Here is a 21,060-nt window from a genome sequence, read left to right on the forward strand (position 1 = left end):
CTTTATGCAATAAGGGGATCGTAATGAAAAAAACATTGCTTCTTATCCTTATCCTCGTTTTCGCCGTAGGATTCTACTGGAACCAGTATCACCAAGACACTCCACCTTCTGACTTTGCCCAATCAAATGGACGATTAGAATTTACACGTCTTGATGTCGCCAGTTTATACGCAGGACGCATTCAAGATCTCTTTGTCAAAGAAGGGGAATATGTTGAACAAGACCAACTGCTTGCTCAACTTTCTTCTGACACCCTGCAAGCACAAGTTGAAAGTGCGCTCGCACGTAAACATCAAGCAGAACAAGCAGTCAAACGTACGTTGGCACAAATTAGCGCCCAGGAACAACAGCTCAAGACCGCACAGTTAGATGTAGATAACGCGCAACAACTGCGTACGAATAAACTTATTTCCTCTACCGAGCTCGCTAAGCGTATTGCATTACGGGATGCGGCACAAGCCAGTTTGCATGCACTGGAAATTTCGACTAATGAAGCACAAGCGATGGTACAACAAGCTAATGCTCATTTAAACCAAACCACTGCGATGTTAAATGATCTACAAATTAAAGCGCCCAAAGCAGGACGGATCGAATATAAACTCGTTGAACAAGGCAATGTTATTGCGGCAGGGCATAAAATTGTTAGCTTGTTAGACTTATCCGATGCCAGTATGAATTTATTTTTCCCTGCCACTATTGTTAACCAAATTCCGTTACATTCTGATGCACGCATTGCCTTTGATGGACTCGATGCGGTATTTCCAGCCACTGTCACTTACATTGCGGCGGATGCTCAATTTACCCCTAAATTTGTTGAAACCAGTACAGAGCGAGAAAAACTGATGTTTAAAGTGAAGTTGCAAATCCCCACTCACATCGCTCAAAAATATGCTAATTATCTGAAAGGTGGCATGACAGGTAATGGGTTCGTCCGCTTTAATACTACAGACTGGCCAGCCGAGCTACAGGTAAAATTGCCAGAATAACAAGAGGTGGGCAATGGATGCTATTCGTTTAGTCAACGTATCACATTCTTATCAGAAAACGACCGCACTTGATAAGGTTTCATTAACACTTCCCGTGGGAAGTACTGTCGGCTTAATTGGACCAGATGGTGTAGGCAAATCCACGCTGCTTTCACTTATTGCTGGGGTTAAGCGTATTCAAACTGGCAGTATTGAAATATTTAGCTTAAACCAAGCCAACCGCGCTGAACGTGAGGTCTTGCTCAAACGGATTGCGTTTATGCCACAAGGACTGGGTAAAAATCTTTATCCCACGCTCTCTGTTTACGAAAATATTGCATTCCACGCTCGGCTCTTTGGTCTCAATGCGGCACAACGCGAAACGCGACTCACCCGTCTCTTGCACGCTACTGGACTACATCCTTTTGCACAACGTGCTGCAGGAAAGCTCTCTGGCGGAATGAAGCAAAAATTGAGTCTTTGTTGTGCCCTCGTGCATAATCCTGATTTATTGATCTTAGATGAACCCACGACGGGAGTCGATCCGCTTTCACGTCGACAATTTTGGACACTGGTCAATGCATTACGTCAAGAAAACGAAGGCATGACTGTCTTAGTTGCCACGGCTTATATTGAAGAATCAGAACAATTCGAGCATTTAATTGCGATGGATGATGGCAAAATTCTTATCAATGCGCCCACTCAACAAGTACTCAATGAAACACAATCCGCAAGTTTGGAAGAGGCATACATTAAATTATTACCCGAATCCAAACAAACACATTGGGATAGCAATCAAATTCCTCCTTTTACGACTGACCTCACTCAACCTTTTGCGATTGAAGCTGAAGGACTAACCAAAAAGTTTGGTGAATTTACTGCAGTAGATCACGTGAGTTTCCAAATTCCACAAGGCGAAATTTTTGGTTTTTTAGGATCAAATGGCTGTGGCAAAAGTACTACCATGAAAATGTTAACTGGGCTACTGGATGCTACGGCAGGATCCGCTACACTACTGGGAGAAACCGTTGATTCAGATAATATGGAAACCCGTAAACAAGTCGGGTATATGTCACAATCCTTTTCGTTGTATGAAGAATTAACACTCCGTCAGAACCTGATTTTACATGCTAAATTATATGCGTTAGAGGGAGAAAAAGGGATAAAAGCAGTCAATCAAGCCCTACACCAATTTCAACTGATGGACATCGCTGACCGTTTACCTCACGAACTCTCATTGGGGATCCGTCAACGTTTACAGCTTGCCGCAGCCTGTTTGCATCATCCTAAAATTCTCATTCTTGATGAGCCCACTTCAGGCGTAGACCCCGCTGCACGTGATATGTTCTGGCAATATCTGATTCAACTCGCTCGAGAAGAGAAAATCACTATTTTCATTTCGACTCACTTTATGAATGAAGCACAGCGTTGTGACCGAATCTCATTAATGCACCGCGGTAAAGTATTGGCAGTCGGTACCCCTGAAGCGTTACAAAAACAACGCCATGCCGACACATTAGAGCAAGCCTTCATTGCCTTTTTAGAAGAACAACCTGATCAACAAAATGACGCCACACCAAATCCCCTACCGTCCTCTTCCATAACGCCAGATGTGTCAGATCCGTTAAGTACTTCATCTCCTAGTTCTCTAGCGACTTGGTTGAATGGCATTTGGACTTTTGCCTTACGTGAAGGAAAAGAAATCTTACGTGATCGTATCCGTTTAATCTTTGCTATCGTGGGCCCCGTTCTTCTTCTTTTTACAGGAAGTTGGGGAATTTCGTTTGATACTAATGCATTAAGCTTCAGTGTTCTCGATCAGGACCAAAGCTACGAAAGCAGGCAGCTTATTGAACAATTTAGTAGCTCTGCGTATTTCAAACCACTTGAGCCACTGAAAGAGCGGTCGACTTTACCCGACTTTTTAAAGACAGGGAAAGCAAGACTGATCATTGAAATTCCCCATCATTTTGGTCGAGATCTTTTGCAGTTACGGCAACCTGAAGTGGCATTTTATATAGATGGTTCTATGCCGTTTACGGGTGAAAATATCGTTGCCTATATCCAGCGGATTTTGACGCAATATCAACAACAGGTCTATCAACAACATGGCATATCATTAGCTCACCCTATTAACCTAGAAGTCCGCTTTATGTACAATCAAACATTCCGTAGCGTGAACGCCATTTCACCTGGCTTAATTATGGTCACCTTAATGTTAATTCCAGCCATGATGACCGCACTCGCCGTAGTACGAGAAAAAGAAATAGGTTCCATAACTAACCTCGCCAGCTCTCCTGCGAGTGTTTTACAGTATGTGCTCGGAAAACAACTGCCTTATGTCTGCTTAGCGATGATCAATTATTTCATGTTAGTGGCATTAGTCATCTGGGTAATTGGGGTCAAAATCACAGGCTCCTTTTGGGCCATGACACTCGGTGCCTTATGCCTGATTTTATCTGCTACTGCATTTGGTTTACTGATTTCTGCTTTCGTCAAATCGCAAGTGGCCGCGATCTTTGCGACCGCTATTATTAGTATTATTCCAACGATCAATTTTTCTGGCTTACTCTATCCTCGATCAACGATCACGGGAATAGGGTATTGGATGGGATTAAGTTTTCCAACGAGCTGGTACCATTTAATCAGCTTAGGGGCATTTACCAAAGGGCTTGGATTTGATGCATTCTTACCTCTCTATGCCGTATTGCTGTGCTTTTTCGCAATTTATCTTAGCCTGACTTGTATCCTTCTGAAAAAACAGGAGAAATAACATGAAGCAATGGTTGAAAAATGTTTATTTCTTGTGTGGTAAAGAAATCCGCAGTTTCTTCAGTGACGTAACGCTTCTGGTGCTGGTCATCATTATGTTTACTGTCACCATTTACTCCATTGCCAAAGGAATTACAACAGAGGTAAAAAATGCCTCAGTTGCGATTGTCAATCAAGATCGCAGTGCGCTGTCTTTTCGTTTCCAAGATGCCATGCTTCCTCCTCAGTTCAACACTGTCGTCGAAATAGAAGCAACACACATTGATCAAGCAATGGATAGTGGTGACTATATTTTTGTATTAACTATCCCGCCTGATTTCACCGCTGATTTACTTGCAAATAAACAGCCAGAATTACAATTATTGGTGGATGCAACCGCGATGTCACAAGCGGCTGTCGGGGCGAGTTATTTACAACATATTATTAGCCAGCAAATTAGCGAATATTTAAATCAAAACAGCGCAGACTATCAGTTAATCACTCCGAAAATGAATGTGTTATTTAATCCGAACCTCAAAACAGAGTGGTATATGCCCGTCACTCAAATCACGGGCAATTCCACTCTTCTCACTTTAATTCTCGTTGGTGCTGCAGTCATCCGAGAGCGAGAACATGGCACGATTGAACATTTATTAGTCATGCCTGTCAGTGCCAGTGAAATTGTTATCTCTAAAATTCTCGCGAATGGGCTGATTATTCTAATCGCCGCATTTCTGTCTTTATATTTTGTCGTCCACCTCTTTATCGGTGTACCAATACATGGTTCCATCAGTTTGTTCATCTTCACTGAAGCAATTTTTCTGTCTTCAATGGCGGGGTTAGGTATTTATTTGGCAACACACGCGCCTACCATGCCACAATTCAGTCTCTTGTGTTTACCCGTCTACATCGTGTTGTACTTACTTTCTGGCAGCTTATCTCCCCTTGAAAATATGCCACTTCCAGTACAACACATCATGCAGTTTTCTCCCTTAACGCAATTTATTGCAATTGGCCAAGATGTATTATTCCGTGGTGCGGGGTTAACGGTGATTTGGCCTCGCGTTTTAATTATCTCTGTGATGGGAGCACTGTTTATTATTATTGCGATTTTACGCTTTAGAAGTATGCTGGCTCGTCAAAGCTAAGGAAAGAATTATGCAAAAAACTTGTCTTATTCTCATATTGACCGCACTTTTAGCAAGTTGCCAACCGACGCACATCGATTTGCAATCACGGGTTGAGTTACCAACAGCTTATACGCACGCGAAGATCAAAATGGATCACCCTGCAATTCAAGCATGGTGGGATAGTTGGCAAGACCCACAACTTTCTAAGTTAATCCAACAAGGATTAGCGAAAAATTACGATATTGCCATCGCCAAAAGCAAGCTCAGTGAAGCGCGTGCTATCGCGAAACTTGCACACGCTTCGCTCTTTCCGATCGTAAGTGGCGTCGGTAATACAGGGAAAGCCCATCTTGATGTAGAACAACTGAATGTCACCCCTCAAGCAATGGTGGCAGGTCTAAACGTCTCATGGGAACCTGATATTTTTGGACAAAAACAAAGTGATTCAGATGCAGCTCAAGCGGCTACTCTTATCTTACAAGAACAGATTTATGGGGCACAATTGCTGGTTTCAAGTGAAATTGCACACTATTACTTGAACGCGCTATACACACAAAAACAGCAAGCTTTATTACGTAAAACACAAACCACGTTAGAACACTTAGAACGCTATGTAAAAGGGCGATTTCAAGCAGGACACACGACTTACTACGAGGTGACAGAAGTCGCCAGTCAATTACAAATGCTTCAAGCAAAAGCGAGCACATTACAAGCGCAATTTGATACTTATCAACGCGCAATTGCAGTCTTGATTAACCACCCCGTACAAACGTTTAAACTCAATGTGGCTCACATGTCACAGGTAGATGTGTTAACCCATTTACCCGCAGCACCACAAGGCACTCAGCCAAGTGATTTATTGACTCAACGCCCCGATATTCGCGCCAAAGCAGCCTCCGTTCAACTTCGTGCAGCCAAATTAGCCAGCGCAAAGGCAGATTTATTACCTCGTTTCACTCTTCAATTTTTATGGCAAACAGGACGTATTGAATTAGACAGTGACCTACCGACTTTACACGCTTGGCAAAACCTCGTCAGTGCGGGTATTCAATTGCCGATTTTTACTGCAGGACGAATTAACGCGAACATTCAAGCTGCTGATGCTCGCCTGCAACAAGCTTTATTAGAATATGATAAGACGCTGTTAAACGCCTTGAAAGAAGTAGAAAACCGTTATCAATCACAATTTGCACTCACACATCAACATCAAATATTAAAACAGACACTGGCACTCAAACAGCAGCAAGCGATTGATAGCCAAACTTTATTTCGATATGGCGAATACACGTTTGATCGCGCGCTAAAAACCCGTTTAGAAAGCTTCAAGATTGAAGAAAGTCTACTCGAAAATCAATTGGCAAAAGCCAATAATTTAATACTATTGTATAACGCGCTCGGTTTTGGCTGGCAAACTGAGAAGTAATCCCCTATCAAATAGGCAAGTAAAATAAGCCAAATTCGACCGCACTTTTGCACCTAATAAAAAAGCCTAGCTAAATGCTAGGCTTTTTCATAATTACAGTCATTACTCTTCTGCTTGCTTAAAGAACTGCTCATTCACTTCAATTTTGGCTTTCGCACGTAATGCTTGCACCAGTTTATTTTGCAGCTCAACTTGGCGTGCTTGCGCAATTTGTTGGGTAAACAATTCACTTTCTGCTGCACTTAATACACCATGCTCAATTGCACGCAACTCAACCACTACGATTTGTCCATTACTTGATTTTGCTGCCATATAACTTGGTTTATCACCATTTAATTGCATAGCAAAAATCACATTATTAAGAACAGCATCACGATTTTCGGCAAATACCCATTTTTCTTCATCTGCAAAGCGCACTCCCGTTGGCAAACTGGCTTTGGCATCTTGGGTTAATGCTTGTGCTGTTTTCGTTGCTTCAGCAAACACAATTTCCTCTGCTTTTTGGCGAGTTAAATAAGCCACGATGTCCGCTTTCGCTTCTTCTAAGGTTTTTGTACCTGCGGCTTTGTGTTCAATCACACGTACGACAACAGCATGCTGCTCACCTACACTCATCGGTTCCGAATTCGCGCCACCTTGTGAAATATCAGAATGGAAAACAGCAGAAACTACATTGGGATAATTTAACTCAGCGGGAACATCATTTGCTGAAAAATAATCGGTTTCTTGAATTTTCAACCCAGCCACTTCAGCCGCTTTTTCTAAACTTTCTGGATGCTCAAATGCTTTTTCAGCAATTTGTTTTTCCACGGAGAAATATTGATTATTCACTAAATTTTGACGAATCTGATCCGCAATTTGTGTTTTCACAACATCTAATGGTAAAGCTGAGGCGTCTTTACGTTCTGTCACTAAAATAATGTGATAGTGATTATCGACTTTGACAGGCTGGCTATATTGTCCGACGGCAAGAGCATTAGCGGCTTCTTCAAAGGCTTTCGGGAATGTCCCAGCATTTGTCCAACTTAAATCCCCGCCATTTTGGGCAGAAATTTTATCTAAAGAACGTGCACTCGCAATACCTGCGAAATTCGCACCATCTTGCAATTCCTTATAAATCGCTCGCGCTTCTTCTTCAGTTGCCACTTGAATGTGCGATAAACGTTGTTGACCTTGTGATACATACAGTGCTTTATTATCTTGATAATACTGCGCAATTTCGACATCAGAAACTTGAATATTTTTCTCAACATCTGCGCGCGTTAAACTGATATATTGCACTTTTGCTAATTCAGGTACTAAAAACGCGCTTTTATTGGTTTCATAATATGCTTTGATTTCTTCTTCAGACACCTGCTGTTTCGCCATCACATCATCTATTGCAAAAGGTGCTAAACGAATCTTACGAGCTTGGAAAAATAAATCGGTTAATTGCGCTTGCTGGGCTGGCACAATAAACTCACTTTCTGCTAAACCTGTTTGTAACTGCTCTAAACGTAAGGCTTCACGAACAATATTGGCATACGCATCGGGCGTTAAGCCATTTAATTGCAACATACGTTGATATAAACTATTATCAAATTTTCCGTCAGTTTGGAAAATTGAACTGGTTACAATTTGTTGCTTAATACGTTCATCGCTGACGCCGATTTTTAACTCATCAGCATATTGACGTAATAAAGTTTGGTTGATCAAATTATTCAACACACTTTGTCTGAGTCCTGTGATAAATTCAGGCAAACCCGATAACGCGGCAAATTGTGCACCGAGTTGCTGTCTTAAACGTTCAGATTCAGATTCATATTGTTGATAAAAAGTTTGTTGTGAAACTTCTTCACCATTCACTTTAACGGCTGACGTATCAACACGCGTAAAAACATAGCCTGTAATACCACTTAATACGAAAGCAACGGCAATTAAACCTAACAGGAATTTTGATACCCAGCTGCTTGTCATACTGTGAAGCTTTTCAATTAACATTGTTGTTATCCTATAAATATTTTAATCAACATAAATGCGTACGATTATAATAGAAAGTCCCTCTATTCGCACGAGCAAAATAAAAATAAGCCAAATCATAACAATTTGGCTTTATTTATCAAAGTATTAATTAATTGACTGCACTTTTACGTGTACTGACACGGCTTTTACGTACAGTTTTGGCGTGAGTGATCGGGGAAAGCTTAACAAACTCCACTCCTGTTGGCGGATTCTCCAATGCAATCGTCAATACTTCATCAATGGTTTCAACGGCATGAATGATCAAGTTATCCTTTGCATTGTCTGGAATTTCCTCAAGATCTTTCACATTCTCTTTTGGAATAATCACTGTTTTGATTCCGCCACGATGTGCGGCTAAAAGTTTTTCTTTCAAACCACCAATCGGCAACACTTTACCACGTAAGGTAATCTCACCCGTCATAGCAACATCCGCTTTTACTGGGTTACCCGTTAAGCAAGACACCAATGCGGTACACATTGCGATACCTGCACTCGGACCATCTTTCGGTGTTGCCCCTTCAGGTACGTGAATGTGAATGTCTCGTTTTTCGTGGAAGTCAGAAGCAATACCTAATTTTTCCGCTCTTGCACGCACCACTGTCATTGCCGCTTGGATCGATTCCTTCATCACATCACCCAATGAACCCGTGTAAGTGAGTTTGCCTTTACCTAATACTGACGCTGTTTCAATAGTGAGCAAATCGCCACCTACTTCTGTCCACGCAAGGCCCGTTACTTCACCTACACGGTTTTGGGTATCTGCACGACCGAACTCAAAACGTTTCACACCTAAAAATTCTTGTAAATTCGCCGCATTGACTTTGATCGATTTTAATTTTTTATCAAGTAATAAGTTTTTCACGGCTTTACGGCAAATTTTTGAGATTTCACGCTCAAGGCTACGCACACCCGCTTCACGCGTGTAGTAACGAATAATGTCTAAAATAGCACTTTCTTCAATGACTAATTCGCCCGCTTTCAAACCGTTGCGCTCCATTTGTTTCGCTAATAAATGGCGAGTCGCAATATTGAGTTTTTCATCTTCGGTATAACCAGAAAGACGAATCACTTCCATACGATCTAATAATGGCGCAGGAATACGCATTGAGTTTGAGGTTGCCACGAACATGACATCCGATAAATCGTAATCCACTTCTAAATAATGGTCGTTGAATGTGGTATTTTGTTCAGGATCAAGCACTTCCAATAACGCCGATGCTGGATCACCACGCATATCCGAACTCATTTTGTCGATTTCATCGAGCAAGAATAATGGGTTTTTCACGCCCACTTTTGCCATTTTTTGAATCAATTTACCTGGCAACGCACCAATGTAGGTTTTGCGGTGACCACGAATTTCCGCTTCATCACGCACGCCACCTAGTGCCATACGCACATATTTACGCCCTGTTGCTTGTGCAATAGATTGACCAAGTGAGGTTTTTCCGACCCCTGGCGGTCCGACTAAACATAAAATTGGACCTTTAATTTGATTCAAACGCGTTTGCACGGCTAAATATTCTAAGATGCGTTCTTTCACGCGCTCTAAGCCGTAATGATCCGCATCCAATACTTGCTGTGCTTTCGCCAAATCTTTTTTCACTTTCGTCCGTTTATTCCAAGGCACTTGTACCATCCAATCGATATAACTACGAACGACAGTGGCTTCTGCAGACATCGGTGACATCATTTTCAATTTTTGCAATTCTGCTTCCGCTTTTTCTTTTGCTTCTGCAGGCATCTTCGCCTCTTCAATTTTTTGACGAAGCTGTTCTATTTCATCAACGCTATCTGTCTCACCCAGTTCTTTTTGAATCGCTTTAATTTGCTCATTCAAATAATAGTCGCGCTGAGTTTTCTCCATTTGTTCTTTTACACGACCACGGATACGTTTCTCGACTTGTAATAAATCCGTTTCAGATTCCATTAAGCCAAGCAGATACTCAAAACGCGCAACTACATTTGGAATTTCCAATACTTTTTGTTTGTGTTTCACTGCAACAGGCATATGCGCGGCTAAGGTGTCACTTAGACGATCAAATTCCTCAATGCGTTCTAAAGCAGAATGCACATCGGGTTGTACTTTTTTATTCAACTTTGCATATTTTTCAAATTCAGCCAATGTTGCTTGCTTCACTACAGCTAATTCTTTGTCATCCCCAAATTCTGTTTCAATGGGTGTCACGTCAGCAACAAAAAACTCGCCATTATCTTCTAAATGATTAATCGTCGCGCGTTGTTGACCTTCCACTAATACTTTAACTGTACCATCTGGTAATTTGAGCAATTGAATGATATTCGCGACAGTGCCAACGCCGTACACGTCATCAACTGTCGGTTCTTCTAAATCGGCTTGCTTTTGCGAAACTAACAATAATTGTTTTCCCGTCTCCATCGCTTCATCAAGGCTACGAATGGATTTTGATCGACCAACAAATAATGGCATCACCATATAAGGAAAGACGACCACATCACGCAATGGTAACACTGGAATGGTTTGTTTCTGTTTTTTTGCGCTCATTCCGAACTCTCTTAGTTAAAATTAGGATAGTTTGCCTAATATGAGGGTAATTTTTAATAAATCAAGCTTAAAAACAAAAGTGCGGTAAAATTCACCGCACTTGCATTCTTTTATTGATTACTTTTGATATTCTAATGTTGGCGGTTGTTTCTCGGTTATCGCCCTTTCTTCTACAATCACTTTACGCAGATTTTCTAAAGAAGGAAGATCATACATTGTATCCAGCAAGGTTGCTTCAACAATTGAGCGTAATCCCCTTGCGCCTGTTTTACGTTCTAGTGCTTTTTTCGCCATCGCCGTTAATGCTTCAGGCGTAAACTCAAGCTCAACATCTTCTAAACCAAATAAAGCCTGATATTGTTTAATTAACGCATTTTTAGGTTCAGTCAGAATTTTCACTAACGCGGCTTCATCTAATTCTGCAAGGGGTGCAACAACGGGTAAACGCCCGATAAACTCGGGGATTAAACCAAATTTCATTAAGTCATCTGGCTCAACTTGCTCGAATAATTGGCTTAAAGTTGCTTTGTCTTGTTTACTCTTTACTTCTGCACTGAAACCAATGCCTGAACCGACGTGAACACGTTTTTCAATCACTTTATCTAAGCCTGCAAACGCACCACCACAAATAAAGAGGATTTTTGACGTATCCACACGTAACATTTCTTGTTGTGGATGCTTGCGCCCCCCTTGCGGAGGAATTGATGCCACAGTGCCTTCAATTAATTTTAATAACGCTTGTTGCACCCCTTCACCAGATACATCACGTGTAATAGAAGGATTTTCAGATTTACGTGTAATTTTATCAATCTCATCAATATAAATGATACCTTGTTCTGCACGTGCCACATCATAATCACAATTCTGAACCAGTTTTTGCAACACATTTTCGACATCCTCCCCAACATAACCTGCTTCAGTTAATGTTGTGGCATCTGCCATCGCAAAAGGAACGTTCAGCATACGCGCCATAGTTTCTGCCAGTAAGGTTTTACCACTTCCAGTCGGACCAATTAATAAGATATTACTTTTTCCTAATTCTACATCCGTAATCTGCTTATCTGAACGCAAGCGTTTATAATGGTTATACACTGCAACAGATAACACTTTCTTAGCATAATCTTGCCCAATAACATAATCGTCTAAATGTGCACGAATTTCATGCGGGGTGGGCAATTTTTGCTCCTCTTGCGGCTCAACCTCTGTCGTTTCTGGCTCATCATCAGATAACAGCATGTGATGACACATTTCGATACATTCATTACAAATATACCCTGACGTCCCTGCAATGAGTTTACTGACCTTTTTTTGTTCTTTACCACAAAAAGAGCAATGTAATTCTGTGTCTTTTTCCATTTTATATCCCAAATTCTTTATCGTTTTTCTAACACTTGGTCCACCAGACCGTATACTCTTGCTTCTTCTGCTGACATGAAGTTATCACGATCCGTATCACGCTCAATACGCTCAATCGTTTGACCCGTATGAAATGCTAAACGTTCATTTAAAGTTTGTTTGATTTTTAAAATCTCTTGTGCATGAATTTGAATATCGGATGCTTGTCCACGAAATCCTCCTAAAGGCTGATGAATCATCACGCGCGCATTCGGCAACGCAATGCGTTTTCCTGCGGTACCACCTGCCAATAAAAAGGCCCCCATGGAACAAGCCTGTCCAACGCAAAGTGTACGAATATCTGGCTTAACAAACTGCATCGTATCATAAATCGCCATCCCCGCGGTGACAGAACCACCTGGAGAATTAATATAAATATTAATGTCTTTTTCTGAATCTTCTGATTCTAAAAATAACAACTGAGCCACAATCAAATTCGCCATACGGTCTTCTACTTCGCCACTCAAGAAAATCACGCGCTCTTTTAATAAACGTGAATAAATATCATAAGAACGCTCACCTCTTGAGGTTTGCTCAACAACCATAGGAATTACACTCATATCTACCTCTGTCAATCCAATTTAATAAAATGAAAGCATTCGGTTATTCTACCTGAAAATTCACATTTTTCTAACTTGAATATTCCTTACAACAATAAAAAAGTGCGGTCAAAATGCTTAACATTCTGACCGCACTAAAAGTAAACCAACGCGTTAAAACAATAATGAATTACGCTTGTGGATTCATGATTTCATCAAAAGACGCCGCTTTTTCTGTCACTTGCGCTTTCGCAAGAATCGCATCAACAGCTTGTTCTTCCAACACAACATTACGAATATTATTCATCAACTCTTTGTTTTTGCTGTAATATTCAATCACTTCTGCAGGTTGTTCATAAGCCGATGCAATTTCTTCGATCATGGTTTTTGCACGTGCATCATCTGCTTTTAGTTCATTAGATGCAATGACTTCTGCTAATAATAAACCAACTTGAACACGGCGTTTCGCTTGTTCTTCAAATAACTCACGTGGCAATTGTGCTGCTTGCTGAGTGTTACCACCGAAACGTTGAGCCGCTTGACCACGTAATACTTCGATTTCTTGTTCTACTGCTGATGCGGGTACGTCAATTTCATTTTGCGCTAATAAACCATCAATGACTTGACCTTTTACTTTTGCAGTTAACGCATTTTTCAATTCACGTTGCATGTTTTTACGAATTTCGTTACGTAAATCCTCTACTGTTTTAGTATTTGGACCAAATTTAGCAACAAACTCATCTGTTAATTCTGGTAACACCATGACTTCAACTTTTTTCAAGTTGATTGCAAATTTCGCTGCTTTACCTTTTAAGTTTTCAGCGTGATAGTCTTCTGGGAAAGTCACGTTGATATCAAATTGTTCGCCTGCTTTGTGACCCACGATACCGTCTTCGAAACCAGGGATCATGCGACCTTGACCCATAAATAATGTGAAGTCTTCTGCTTTACCACCTTCAAATTCTTCACCATCAACAGAACCAACAAAGTCGATCACAACACGATCTTCCGATTTTGCCGCTTCGGTGCTTTCAGCCCAAGTCGCTTGTTGTTTACGTAATACTTCGATCATTTTTTCGATGTCAGCATCTGTGATTTCAACAACAGGTTTCTCAACTTTGATTTGATCTAAACCTTTTAATTCCACTTCTGGATAGACTTCAAACGTTGCAGTGAAAACTAAATCTTTACCTGCTTCAAATTGTTCAACTGCGAAAGATGGACGACCTGCAAGATTAACTTTTTGCTCAATCATCACGTTGAAGAAATGGCTTTGTAATAATTCGCCTAATACATCGTGACGAACTGATGGTCCAAAACGTTTTTCAATAATGTGCGGTGGCACTTTACCTTTGCGGAAACCGTCAACGCGTGCTGTTTTCGCAACACGTTTTAATTCTTCACGTACTGCACCTTCAACAGTGTCAGATGGAACGGTGATTTGAACACGACGCTCAAGACCTTGAGTTGTTTCAATAGTAAATGACATTATATTACCTCAAAATGAATTTGCACTCGGCGAACGCACACACCGAACACGTTAGTAAAAATTAAAGTTAAAAATAACCGACGAATTATAACGAGATAAAAGACATCAGTCGAGGAAATGCAAAATAAAAACGCATATTTGTGCATTTTTTAACCTAAAAGAACAAAAAAGGAAAACCCAATTTCTTGAGTTTTCCTTTTTTTCAACGAATACGGTTCAATTACAGCACTTTTGGTAAACGAATTTTCTGTCCTGGGAAAATTTTATCCGCATCTTTGATCACTTCTTTATTCGCCGCGACGATAGCCGTATATTTTGTCCCATTACCATAGGTTTTTTCAGCGATTTTCCAAAGTGTGTCGCCTTTTTGAATTACATAGAACTCATCATCGCCAGCCAAACTTTCACCATTTTTGATCACGACTTTATCTACGTTTACAGAAGTGATACCTTCAACGTTACCCACCATTAACACCGCTTTTTCTAAGGCGCTGGCTGATTCTGCTATCCCTTCAATAAAAGCGACACCATCTTCTACTTTCACGACTACATTTTCAAGACCTGGATTGTCTTCGTGAATGTGTTTGGTTACGGCTTCTGCTGCATCTTCTGCTTTAGAAAAAAGTTTACGACCAATTTCACTGACAAAATCAAATAATCCCATAGTAAGTTCCTTTTGTTATTAAAAAATCTTTTTCACCTTAACCAAATCTCCGCACGAAGTCTATTAATAAGATGAATATTTACACTACTTGAAAATTCTTTCTTAAATTTGACCGCACTTTAAGCAACTTACGTTAGAATGTGTTTTTCAAACAAAGTAATCAAGGGTGTAAAGATGCGTTGGCGTGGTCGTAGAGAAAGTACAAATGTTGAGGATCGTCGTTCAGATGGCAGTAACGTGAGAGGCGGTAAAAAAACAGGTATTTTAGGGCTGATTATTTTGTTAATTGGAGCTTATTATGGTGTCGATTTATCTGGCTTAGTCGGCACGCCCGATTTTAGTGCCCAGCAATCTCGAACGCTCAATTCACAAGAAGAAGATGAGCTAAATCGTTTATCACGCGTAGTATTAGCAGATACAGAAACCGTATGGGGAAATTATTTTTTTCGCCACAATCGGCATTACCAAGCACCTGTTATGGTGTTATACCAAGGCGCGACACATACTGCTTGTGGAACGGGACAATCTGCAATGGGGCCTTTTTATTGTCCAAATGACAACAAAGTTTATCTTGATTTATCGTTCTACCACGATATGAAAACGCAATTAGGCGCAGGGGGCGAAGCCGCATTTGCTTACGTCATTGCACATGAAGTAGGGCACCACATTCAAAACCAGCTCGGTATCCTTTCTCAAGTCAATCGCTTACGTCAACAAAGTCATAAAACAGAAGCAAATCATTTATCGGTAAAATTAGAATTACAAGCCGATTGTTTTGCTGGTGTTTGGGCACACCAAGCCTCAAAAACAGGTCTTTTTGAAGCAGGTGATATAGAACGTGCCTTTCGTGCAGCAGAAGCTGTCGGCGATGATCGCTTACAAAAGCGTAGTCAAGGCTATGTCGTGCCTGATAGCTTTACTCATGGTACTTCGGCTCAACGTTTGCAATGGTTTAAAATCGGGTTAAATACAGGTGATCCTAACCAATGCCATACCTTTCAATAAGCTCGTCTATTTGCGGCTATGTGCGTACAAGAAGATTCGATCTTGTGCGCATGCCAAAAAGATGACGTTTTTCGCAAAGAAATATTTTATCTTTAATCCACCATAAAATAGATGTAAAAAACATCAATTCATCGGCTGACTCAGAATAAAAAAACAATAATTTAAACAAATTCAACATTTATAACTTTAAAATAGATAAAAACAACACAGATAAAAAGATTAAACACTAAAATTTTATTTGACAGCTTATTTTTTATCAGTAAGATGAAAAACATCTCATTTTAAATAACGATGTCATTTTATGTTTAATATTGTTTCTTTATCACTCAACTTATGCCTCTCACACTCGCTGTGCGGTTAAGTTGTGGATAAAAAAAGAGTAAAAAAATCCAGTTAATTTAACCCGCACTCACTAGGCGGGTTTTTTTATACCAATTTTTTAAAAATACATTGCACTTTAGTCAAAAAATAAAAGCAAGGACAACACTATGGCAAACAACAACATCATCATTTTTGACACCACATTGCGTGACGGCGAGCAAGCTTTAAAAGCCAGTTTGACGGTGAAAGAAAAATTACAAATTGCCTTGGCTTTAGAACGTTTAGGCGTTGATGTCATGGAAGTGGGTTTCCCCGTTTCTTCTGCGGGGGATTTTGAATCAGTGCAAACCATCGCTCGCCATGTCAAAAACAGCCGAGTGTGTGCATTATCTCGTGCAGTAGATAAAGACATTGATGCCGCTGCCGAAGCCTTGAAAGTGGCTGACGCCTTCCGCATTCATACTTTTATTGCCACTTCAGCCTTACATGTCGAAGCAAAATTACGCCGCACTTTTGATGATGTGGTTGAGATGGCGATCCACGCTGTGAAGCGTGCGAGAAATTATACTGATGACGTGGAATTTTCTTGCGAAGATGCGGGGCGCACAGGCATTGATAATATTTGTCGCATTGTGGAAGCAGCAATCAATGCGGGGGCGACCACGATCAACATTCCAGACACGGTAGGCTACACTTTACCCACCCAATTTGGCGACATTATCCATAACGTGATGCATCGTGTGCCAAACATCGATAAAGCCGTCATTTCTGTGCACTGCCACAATGATTTAGGTATGGCGACCGCCAACTCATTAACCGCAGTGCAATATGGTGCAAGACAAATTGAATGTACCATCAACGGTATCGGTGAACGTGCAGGCAATACAGCGTTAGAAGAAGTGGTGATGGCAATCAAAACACGCCAAGATATGTTTAAAGGTTTAGACACTCGCATTAACACACAAGAAATCCATCGTGTCAGCCAAATGGTCAGCCAATTATGCAATATGCCAATCCAGCCAAACAAAGCGATTGTGGGTTCTAATGCATTCGCCCACTCGTCTGGTATCCACCAAGACGGTATGGTGAAACATAAAAACACGTACGAAATTATGTCACCAGAAACCATTGGTTTGAAAAAAGAAAAATTAAATTTAACCGCACGTTCTGGCAGAGCGGCTGTACGAAATCATATGCAAGAAATGGGCTACCAAGATCACGATTATGATTTAGATAAATTATATGATGCGTTTTTGAAATTAGCGGATAAGAAAGGTCAAGTCTTTGATTATGACTTAGAAGCGCTTGCCTTTATTGATATGCAGCAAGGTGATGAAGATCGCTTAACTTTAGACGTGATCACTTCACAATGTATCAGCCATTTGCCAGCATCCGCTTTTGTGCAAGTGGAATTAGACGGCAAGAAAGTGAGCCAAGTTTCAAGTGGCGGTAACGGTCCTGTCGATGCGGTTTACAACGCGATTTTAGCCATTACAGGTTTAAATGTGAAAATGTTGCACTATAACTTAACCGCTAAAGGCGAAGGCGCAGAAGCGTTAGGGCAAGTGGATATCGTCGTCGAACACGACGGCAGACGCTTCCACGGCGTAGGTTTAGCCACCGATATTGTGGAATCCTCCGCCAGAGCGTTAATCCACGCCATCAATGCAATCTACCGTTCACAAAAAGTCGCAGACTTAAAATTACATAAAATTGCAGGTGTATAAAACTTTTCCAAAATGCACCGCACTTTTCAGCTTACAAATAGGCAGTTTATCCCCGTGTAAACTGCCCGAATGCAAAAGAAATTTTTAGAAAAATAAGGTTGCATAGCAAAGCGAAGACAACTTATTTTGCGTAAAGAAAATTTCTTTGGCATGAGGAAATGCAGTTTAGTCGGGGGGTATTTTTTGCTACTTTTTTGTACAAGCAAAAAAGTAGAAAGAGATGGCGACGCAAAGAAAAGTAACAGGAATAGTGAAAAATTAAATTAATTACCTACATCCAATACAAATTCATTAAAAGATAAAAGGAAACACCAAATGCAAACATTCAACATAGCAGTATTAAGTGGCGACGGCATCGGCCCTGAAATTATGGCAGAAGCCATCAAAGTGTTAGATGTCGTCCAACAAAAATACAACTTCAAATTAAACTACCGCACTTTTGATGTGGGCGGTATCGCAATTGATAACCACGGCACGCCATTACCTGCAGACACCTTAAAAGGTTGTGAAGAAAGTGATGCGATTTTATTTGGTTCAGTGGGCGGTCCAAAATGGGAAAACTTACCACCAGCACAACAACCTGAACGTGGCGCATTATTACCGTTACGCAAACACTTTGCTTTATTCTGCAATTTACGCCCCGCCACCCTTTACAAAGGCTTAGAAAAATTTTGTCCATTACGAGCGGATATTGCTGCCAAAGGCTTTGATATGGTAACCGTGCGTGAATTAACGGGTGGGATTTACTTTGGACAACCGAAAGGACGTGAGGGCGAAGGCGCCAATGAAAAAGCCTTTGATACAGAAGTGTATCACCGCTATGAGATTGAACGCATCGCACGCGTTGCGTTTAAAACCGCAATGAAACGCACTAAACACGTTACTTCTGTTGATAAAGCCAATGTGTTAATCAGCTCGGTGTTATGGCGTGAAGTGGTGTGCGAAGTGGCAAAAGATTATCCAGAAGTGACGTTGGATCATATCTATATCGACAACGCCACAATGCAATTAATCAAACAACCTGAATTTTTTGATGTATTGCTTTGCTCCAATATCTTCGGTGACATCATTTCCGATGAGTGTGCAATGATCACAGGTTCAATGGGAATGTTGCCTTCCGCCAGTTTAAACGAACAAGGTTTCGGCTTATACGAACCTGCTGGCGGTTCTGCCCCAGACATTGCTGGCAAAGGCATCGCCAACCCAATCGCTCAAATTCTATCGGCAGCGATGATGTTACGCCACAGCTTCAACTTAAACGAAGCGGCGACAGCAATTGAAAATGCAGTAAAAGAAGTGCTAGCAAACGGACACCGCACCGCAGACTTAGCTGACGAAAGCCAACCTGTTTCAACCAAAGAAATGGGAGACTTAATTGCACAAGCAGTGAAATAAAATTTTTAGAAAAACCACCGCACTTTTTAATAAAAAATAGAAATTTTATCCCCGTGTAAACTGCCCGAGAGCAGTGGGGATTTTTAGGAAAATAAAGTTGCGTAGCAAAGCGAAGACAACTTATTTTGCGTAAAGAAAATCCACACGGAAAGAGGACAAGCAGTTTAGTCGGGGTGTGTTTTTTGCTCCTTTTTTGCACAAGCAAAAAAGGAGGGAGTAAACGCAAAAAAATCGATAAAAATAATTCAAAGCTAAATTGATTAGGAAAACACAATGTCCAAGACCCTATACGAAAAACTCTTCGACGCTCACGTCGTCCACGAAGCCAAAGGCGAAACCCCTTTAATTTATATCAACCGTCATTTAGTGCACGAAGTGACGTCCCCGCAAGCCTTTGACGGCTTACGTGCAATGGGGCGTACGGTTCGCCAACCAAGTAAAACGGTGGCAACAATGGATCATAACGTGCCAACCGATAGCCGCGATTTAGGTGGCTCGGGTGAAATGGGACGTGTGCAAATGGTAGAACTTGCCAAAAATACCGACCAATTTGGGATCACGCTTTACGACATCAACCATATTAACCAAGGGATTGTGCACGTAATGGGGCCTGAACAGGGCTTAACATTGCCAGGAATGACCATCGTATGTGGCGACTCGCACACCGCTACTCACGGTGCATTTGGTGCCTTGGCTTTCGGCATTGGCACATCCGAAGTCGAACACGTGCTTGCCACACAAACCATCAAACAAGCGCGTGCGAAAAAAATGAAAATTGAAGTGCGTGGTAAGGTACAAGAAGGCATTACAGCTAAAGATATTGTATTGGCAATCATCGGTAAAACCACTATGGGTGGTGGCACTGGGCACGTTGTGGAATTTTGTGGCGAAGCAATCCGCGATCTTTCCATGGAAGGTCGTATGACCGTTTGCAATATGGCGATCGAATTAGGGGCAAAATCAGGCATTATCGCCCCAGATGACACCACGTTTGCCTACTTAAAAGACAAACCTTATGCACCAAAAGGCAAAGATTGGGAAGATGCCGTCGCTTATTGGAAAACCTTACACACAGATGAAGGGGCGGAATTTGATACCGTGGTGACATTAGAAGCCAGTGAAATTCAACCACAAGTCACTTGGGGAACTAACCCTGGACAAGTGATTGGTATCGACCAAGCAATCCCAAACCCAGCAAATATGCAAGATCCAATTGAACGCCAGTCGGCAGAAAAAGCCTTAGCCTATATGGATTTACCACACAGCATTAAATTAACAGATGTGAACATCGATAAAGTGTTTATTGGCTCTTGCACTAATTCTCGCATTGAAGATTTACGTGCGGCAGCCGCAGTGGCAAAAGGCCGAAAAGTTGCAGAAGGCGTACAAGCACTCGTCGTTCCAGGTTCAGGCTTAGTGCGTGAACAAGCGGAAAAAGAAGGTTTGGACAAAATCTTTATTGAGGCTGGTTTTGAGTGGCGTTTGCCCGGTTGCTCAATGTGCTTAGCCATGAACAATGACCGTTTAGAACCCGGTGAGCGTTGTGCTTCGACCAGCAACCGCAACTTTGAGGGGCGCCAAGGGCGTGGTGGTCGCACCCACTTAGTCAGTCCAGCAATGGCAGCCGCAGCCGCAGTGTTCGGCAAGTTTGTGGATATTAGAAATGTTGAATTGAATTAATTTCCCTAGCCCTATTTACCTAATAGAAGGAAAACTTTTTAAAATCAACCGCAC

Annotated in this window: 14 protein-coding genes; 8 read left to right on the forward strand and 6 right to left on the reverse strand. The window is 41.3% G+C overall.

The window, feature by feature from the left end:
• Window positions 1–23 precede the first annotated feature (23 nt).
• The 4 genes from ACWIT3_RS03760 to ACWIT3_RS03775 are packed head-to-tail and all read left to right on the forward strand — an operon-like array spanning window position 24 to window position 6,269.
• On the forward strand, window positions 24–986 hold the full coding sequence (locus ACWIT3_RS03760) for an HlyD family secretion protein (protein ID WP_457161476.1): 963 nt from the start codon (window positions 24–26) through the stop codon (window positions 984–986).
• A 13-nt stretch (window positions 987–999) separates the two neighbouring features.
• A complete protein-coding gene (gene rbbA / locus ACWIT3_RS03765; RefSeq protein ID WP_457161477.1) occupies window positions 1,000–3,738 on the forward strand; it encodes a ribosome-associated ATPase/putative transporter RbbA in 2,739 nt (912 codons plus the stop codon).
• A 1-nt stretch (window position 3,739) separates the two neighbouring features.
• Window positions 3,740–4,864 carry an ABC-2 transporter permease gene (locus ACWIT3_RS03770; protein ID WP_457161478.1) on the forward strand — a complete coding sequence of 375 codons (1,125 nt, stop codon included), beginning with the start codon at window positions 3,740–3,742 and terminating at the stop codon, window positions 4,862–4,864.
• 10 nt (window positions 4,865–4,874) lie between these two features.
• Window positions 4,875–6,269 (forward strand): TolC family protein, encoded by a 1,395-nt coding sequence (locus tag ACWIT3_RS03775; protein WP_457161479.1) that lies wholly within the window; start codon window positions 4,875–4,877, stop codon window positions 6,267–6,269.
• Between the two features lie 102 nt (window positions 6,270–6,371).
• Here the strand turns inward: ACWIT3_RS03775 and ppiD are convergent, their stop codons facing one another.
• From ppiD to lysM, 6 genes are all read right to left on the reverse strand, one after another.
• Window positions 6,372–8,249, reverse strand: coding sequence for a peptidylprolyl isomerase (gene ppiD, locus ACWIT3_RS03780; protein WP_457161480.1), 1,878 nt, complete (start codon window positions 8,247–8,249; stop codon window positions 6,372–6,374).
• A 130-nt stretch (window positions 8,250–8,379) separates the two neighbouring features.
• Window positions 8,380–10,791: an endopeptidase La gene (gene lon / locus ACWIT3_RS03785; RefSeq protein ID WP_457161481.1), complete on the reverse strand. Its 2,412-nt coding sequence runs from the start codon at window positions 10,789–10,791 to the stop codon at window positions 8,380–8,382.
• Window positions 10,792–10,908: 117 nt separating this feature from the next.
• On the reverse strand, window positions 10,909–12,147 hold the full coding sequence (gene clpX, locus ACWIT3_RS03790; protein ID WP_457161482.1) for an ATP-dependent protease ATP-binding subunit ClpX: 1,239 nt from the start codon (window positions 12,145–12,147) through the stop codon (window positions 10,909–10,911).
• Window positions 12,148–12,164: 17 nt separating this feature from the next.
• Window positions 12,165–12,746 (reverse strand): ATP-dependent Clp endopeptidase proteolytic subunit ClpP, encoded by a 582-nt coding sequence (gene clpP / locus ACWIT3_RS03795; RefSeq protein WP_457161483.1) that lies wholly within the window; start codon window positions 12,744–12,746, stop codon window positions 12,165–12,167.
• 169 nt (window positions 12,747–12,915) lie between these two features.
• On the reverse strand, window positions 12,916–14,214 hold the full coding sequence (gene tig, locus ACWIT3_RS03800) for a trigger factor (RefSeq protein ID WP_457161484.1): 1,299 nt from the start codon (window positions 14,212–14,214) through the stop codon (window positions 12,916–12,918).
• Between the two features lie 220 nt (window positions 14,215–14,434).
• The gene (lysM, locus tag ACWIT3_RS03805; RefSeq protein ID WP_457161485.1) at window positions 14,435–14,878 is read right to left on the reverse strand and encodes a peptidoglycan-binding protein LysM; all 444 of its coding nucleotides are present in this window, start codon (window positions 14,876–14,878) and stop codon (window positions 14,435–14,437) included.
• 174 nt (window positions 14,879–15,052) lie between these two features.
• On the opposite strand from lysM, the gene ypfJ reads away from it, so the two are divergent.
• From ypfJ to leuC, 4 genes are all read left to right on the forward strand, one after another.
• The gene (gene ypfJ, locus ACWIT3_RS03810; RefSeq protein ID WP_457161486.1) at window positions 15,053–15,883 is read left to right on the forward strand and encodes a KPN_02809 family neutral zinc metallopeptidase; all 831 of its coding nucleotides are present in this window, start codon (window positions 15,053–15,055) and stop codon (window positions 15,881–15,883) included.
• 488 nt (window positions 15,884–16,371) lie between these two features.
• The gene (leuA, locus tag ACWIT3_RS03815; RefSeq protein ID WP_457161487.1) at window positions 16,372–17,931 is read left to right on the forward strand and encodes a 2-isopropylmalate synthase; all 1,560 of its coding nucleotides are present in this window, start codon (window positions 16,372–16,374) and stop codon (window positions 17,929–17,931) included.
• Between the two features lie 315 nt (window positions 17,932–18,246).
• Window positions 18,247–19,326, forward strand: coding sequence for a 3-isopropylmalate dehydrogenase (gene leuB / locus ACWIT3_RS03820; protein WP_457161488.1), 1,080 nt, complete (start codon window positions 18,247–18,249; stop codon window positions 19,324–19,326).
• 273 nt (window positions 19,327–19,599) lie between these two features.
• Window positions 19,600–21,006, forward strand: a complete 1,407-nt coding sequence (gene leuC, locus ACWIT3_RS03825) for a 3-isopropylmalate dehydratase large subunit (RefSeq protein WP_457161489.1) — start codon at window positions 19,600–19,602, stop codon at window positions 21,004–21,006.
• Window positions 21,007–21,060 lie beyond the last annotated feature (54 nt).

It is taken from the genome of Pasteurella sp. P03HT, from assembly GCF_054052285.1.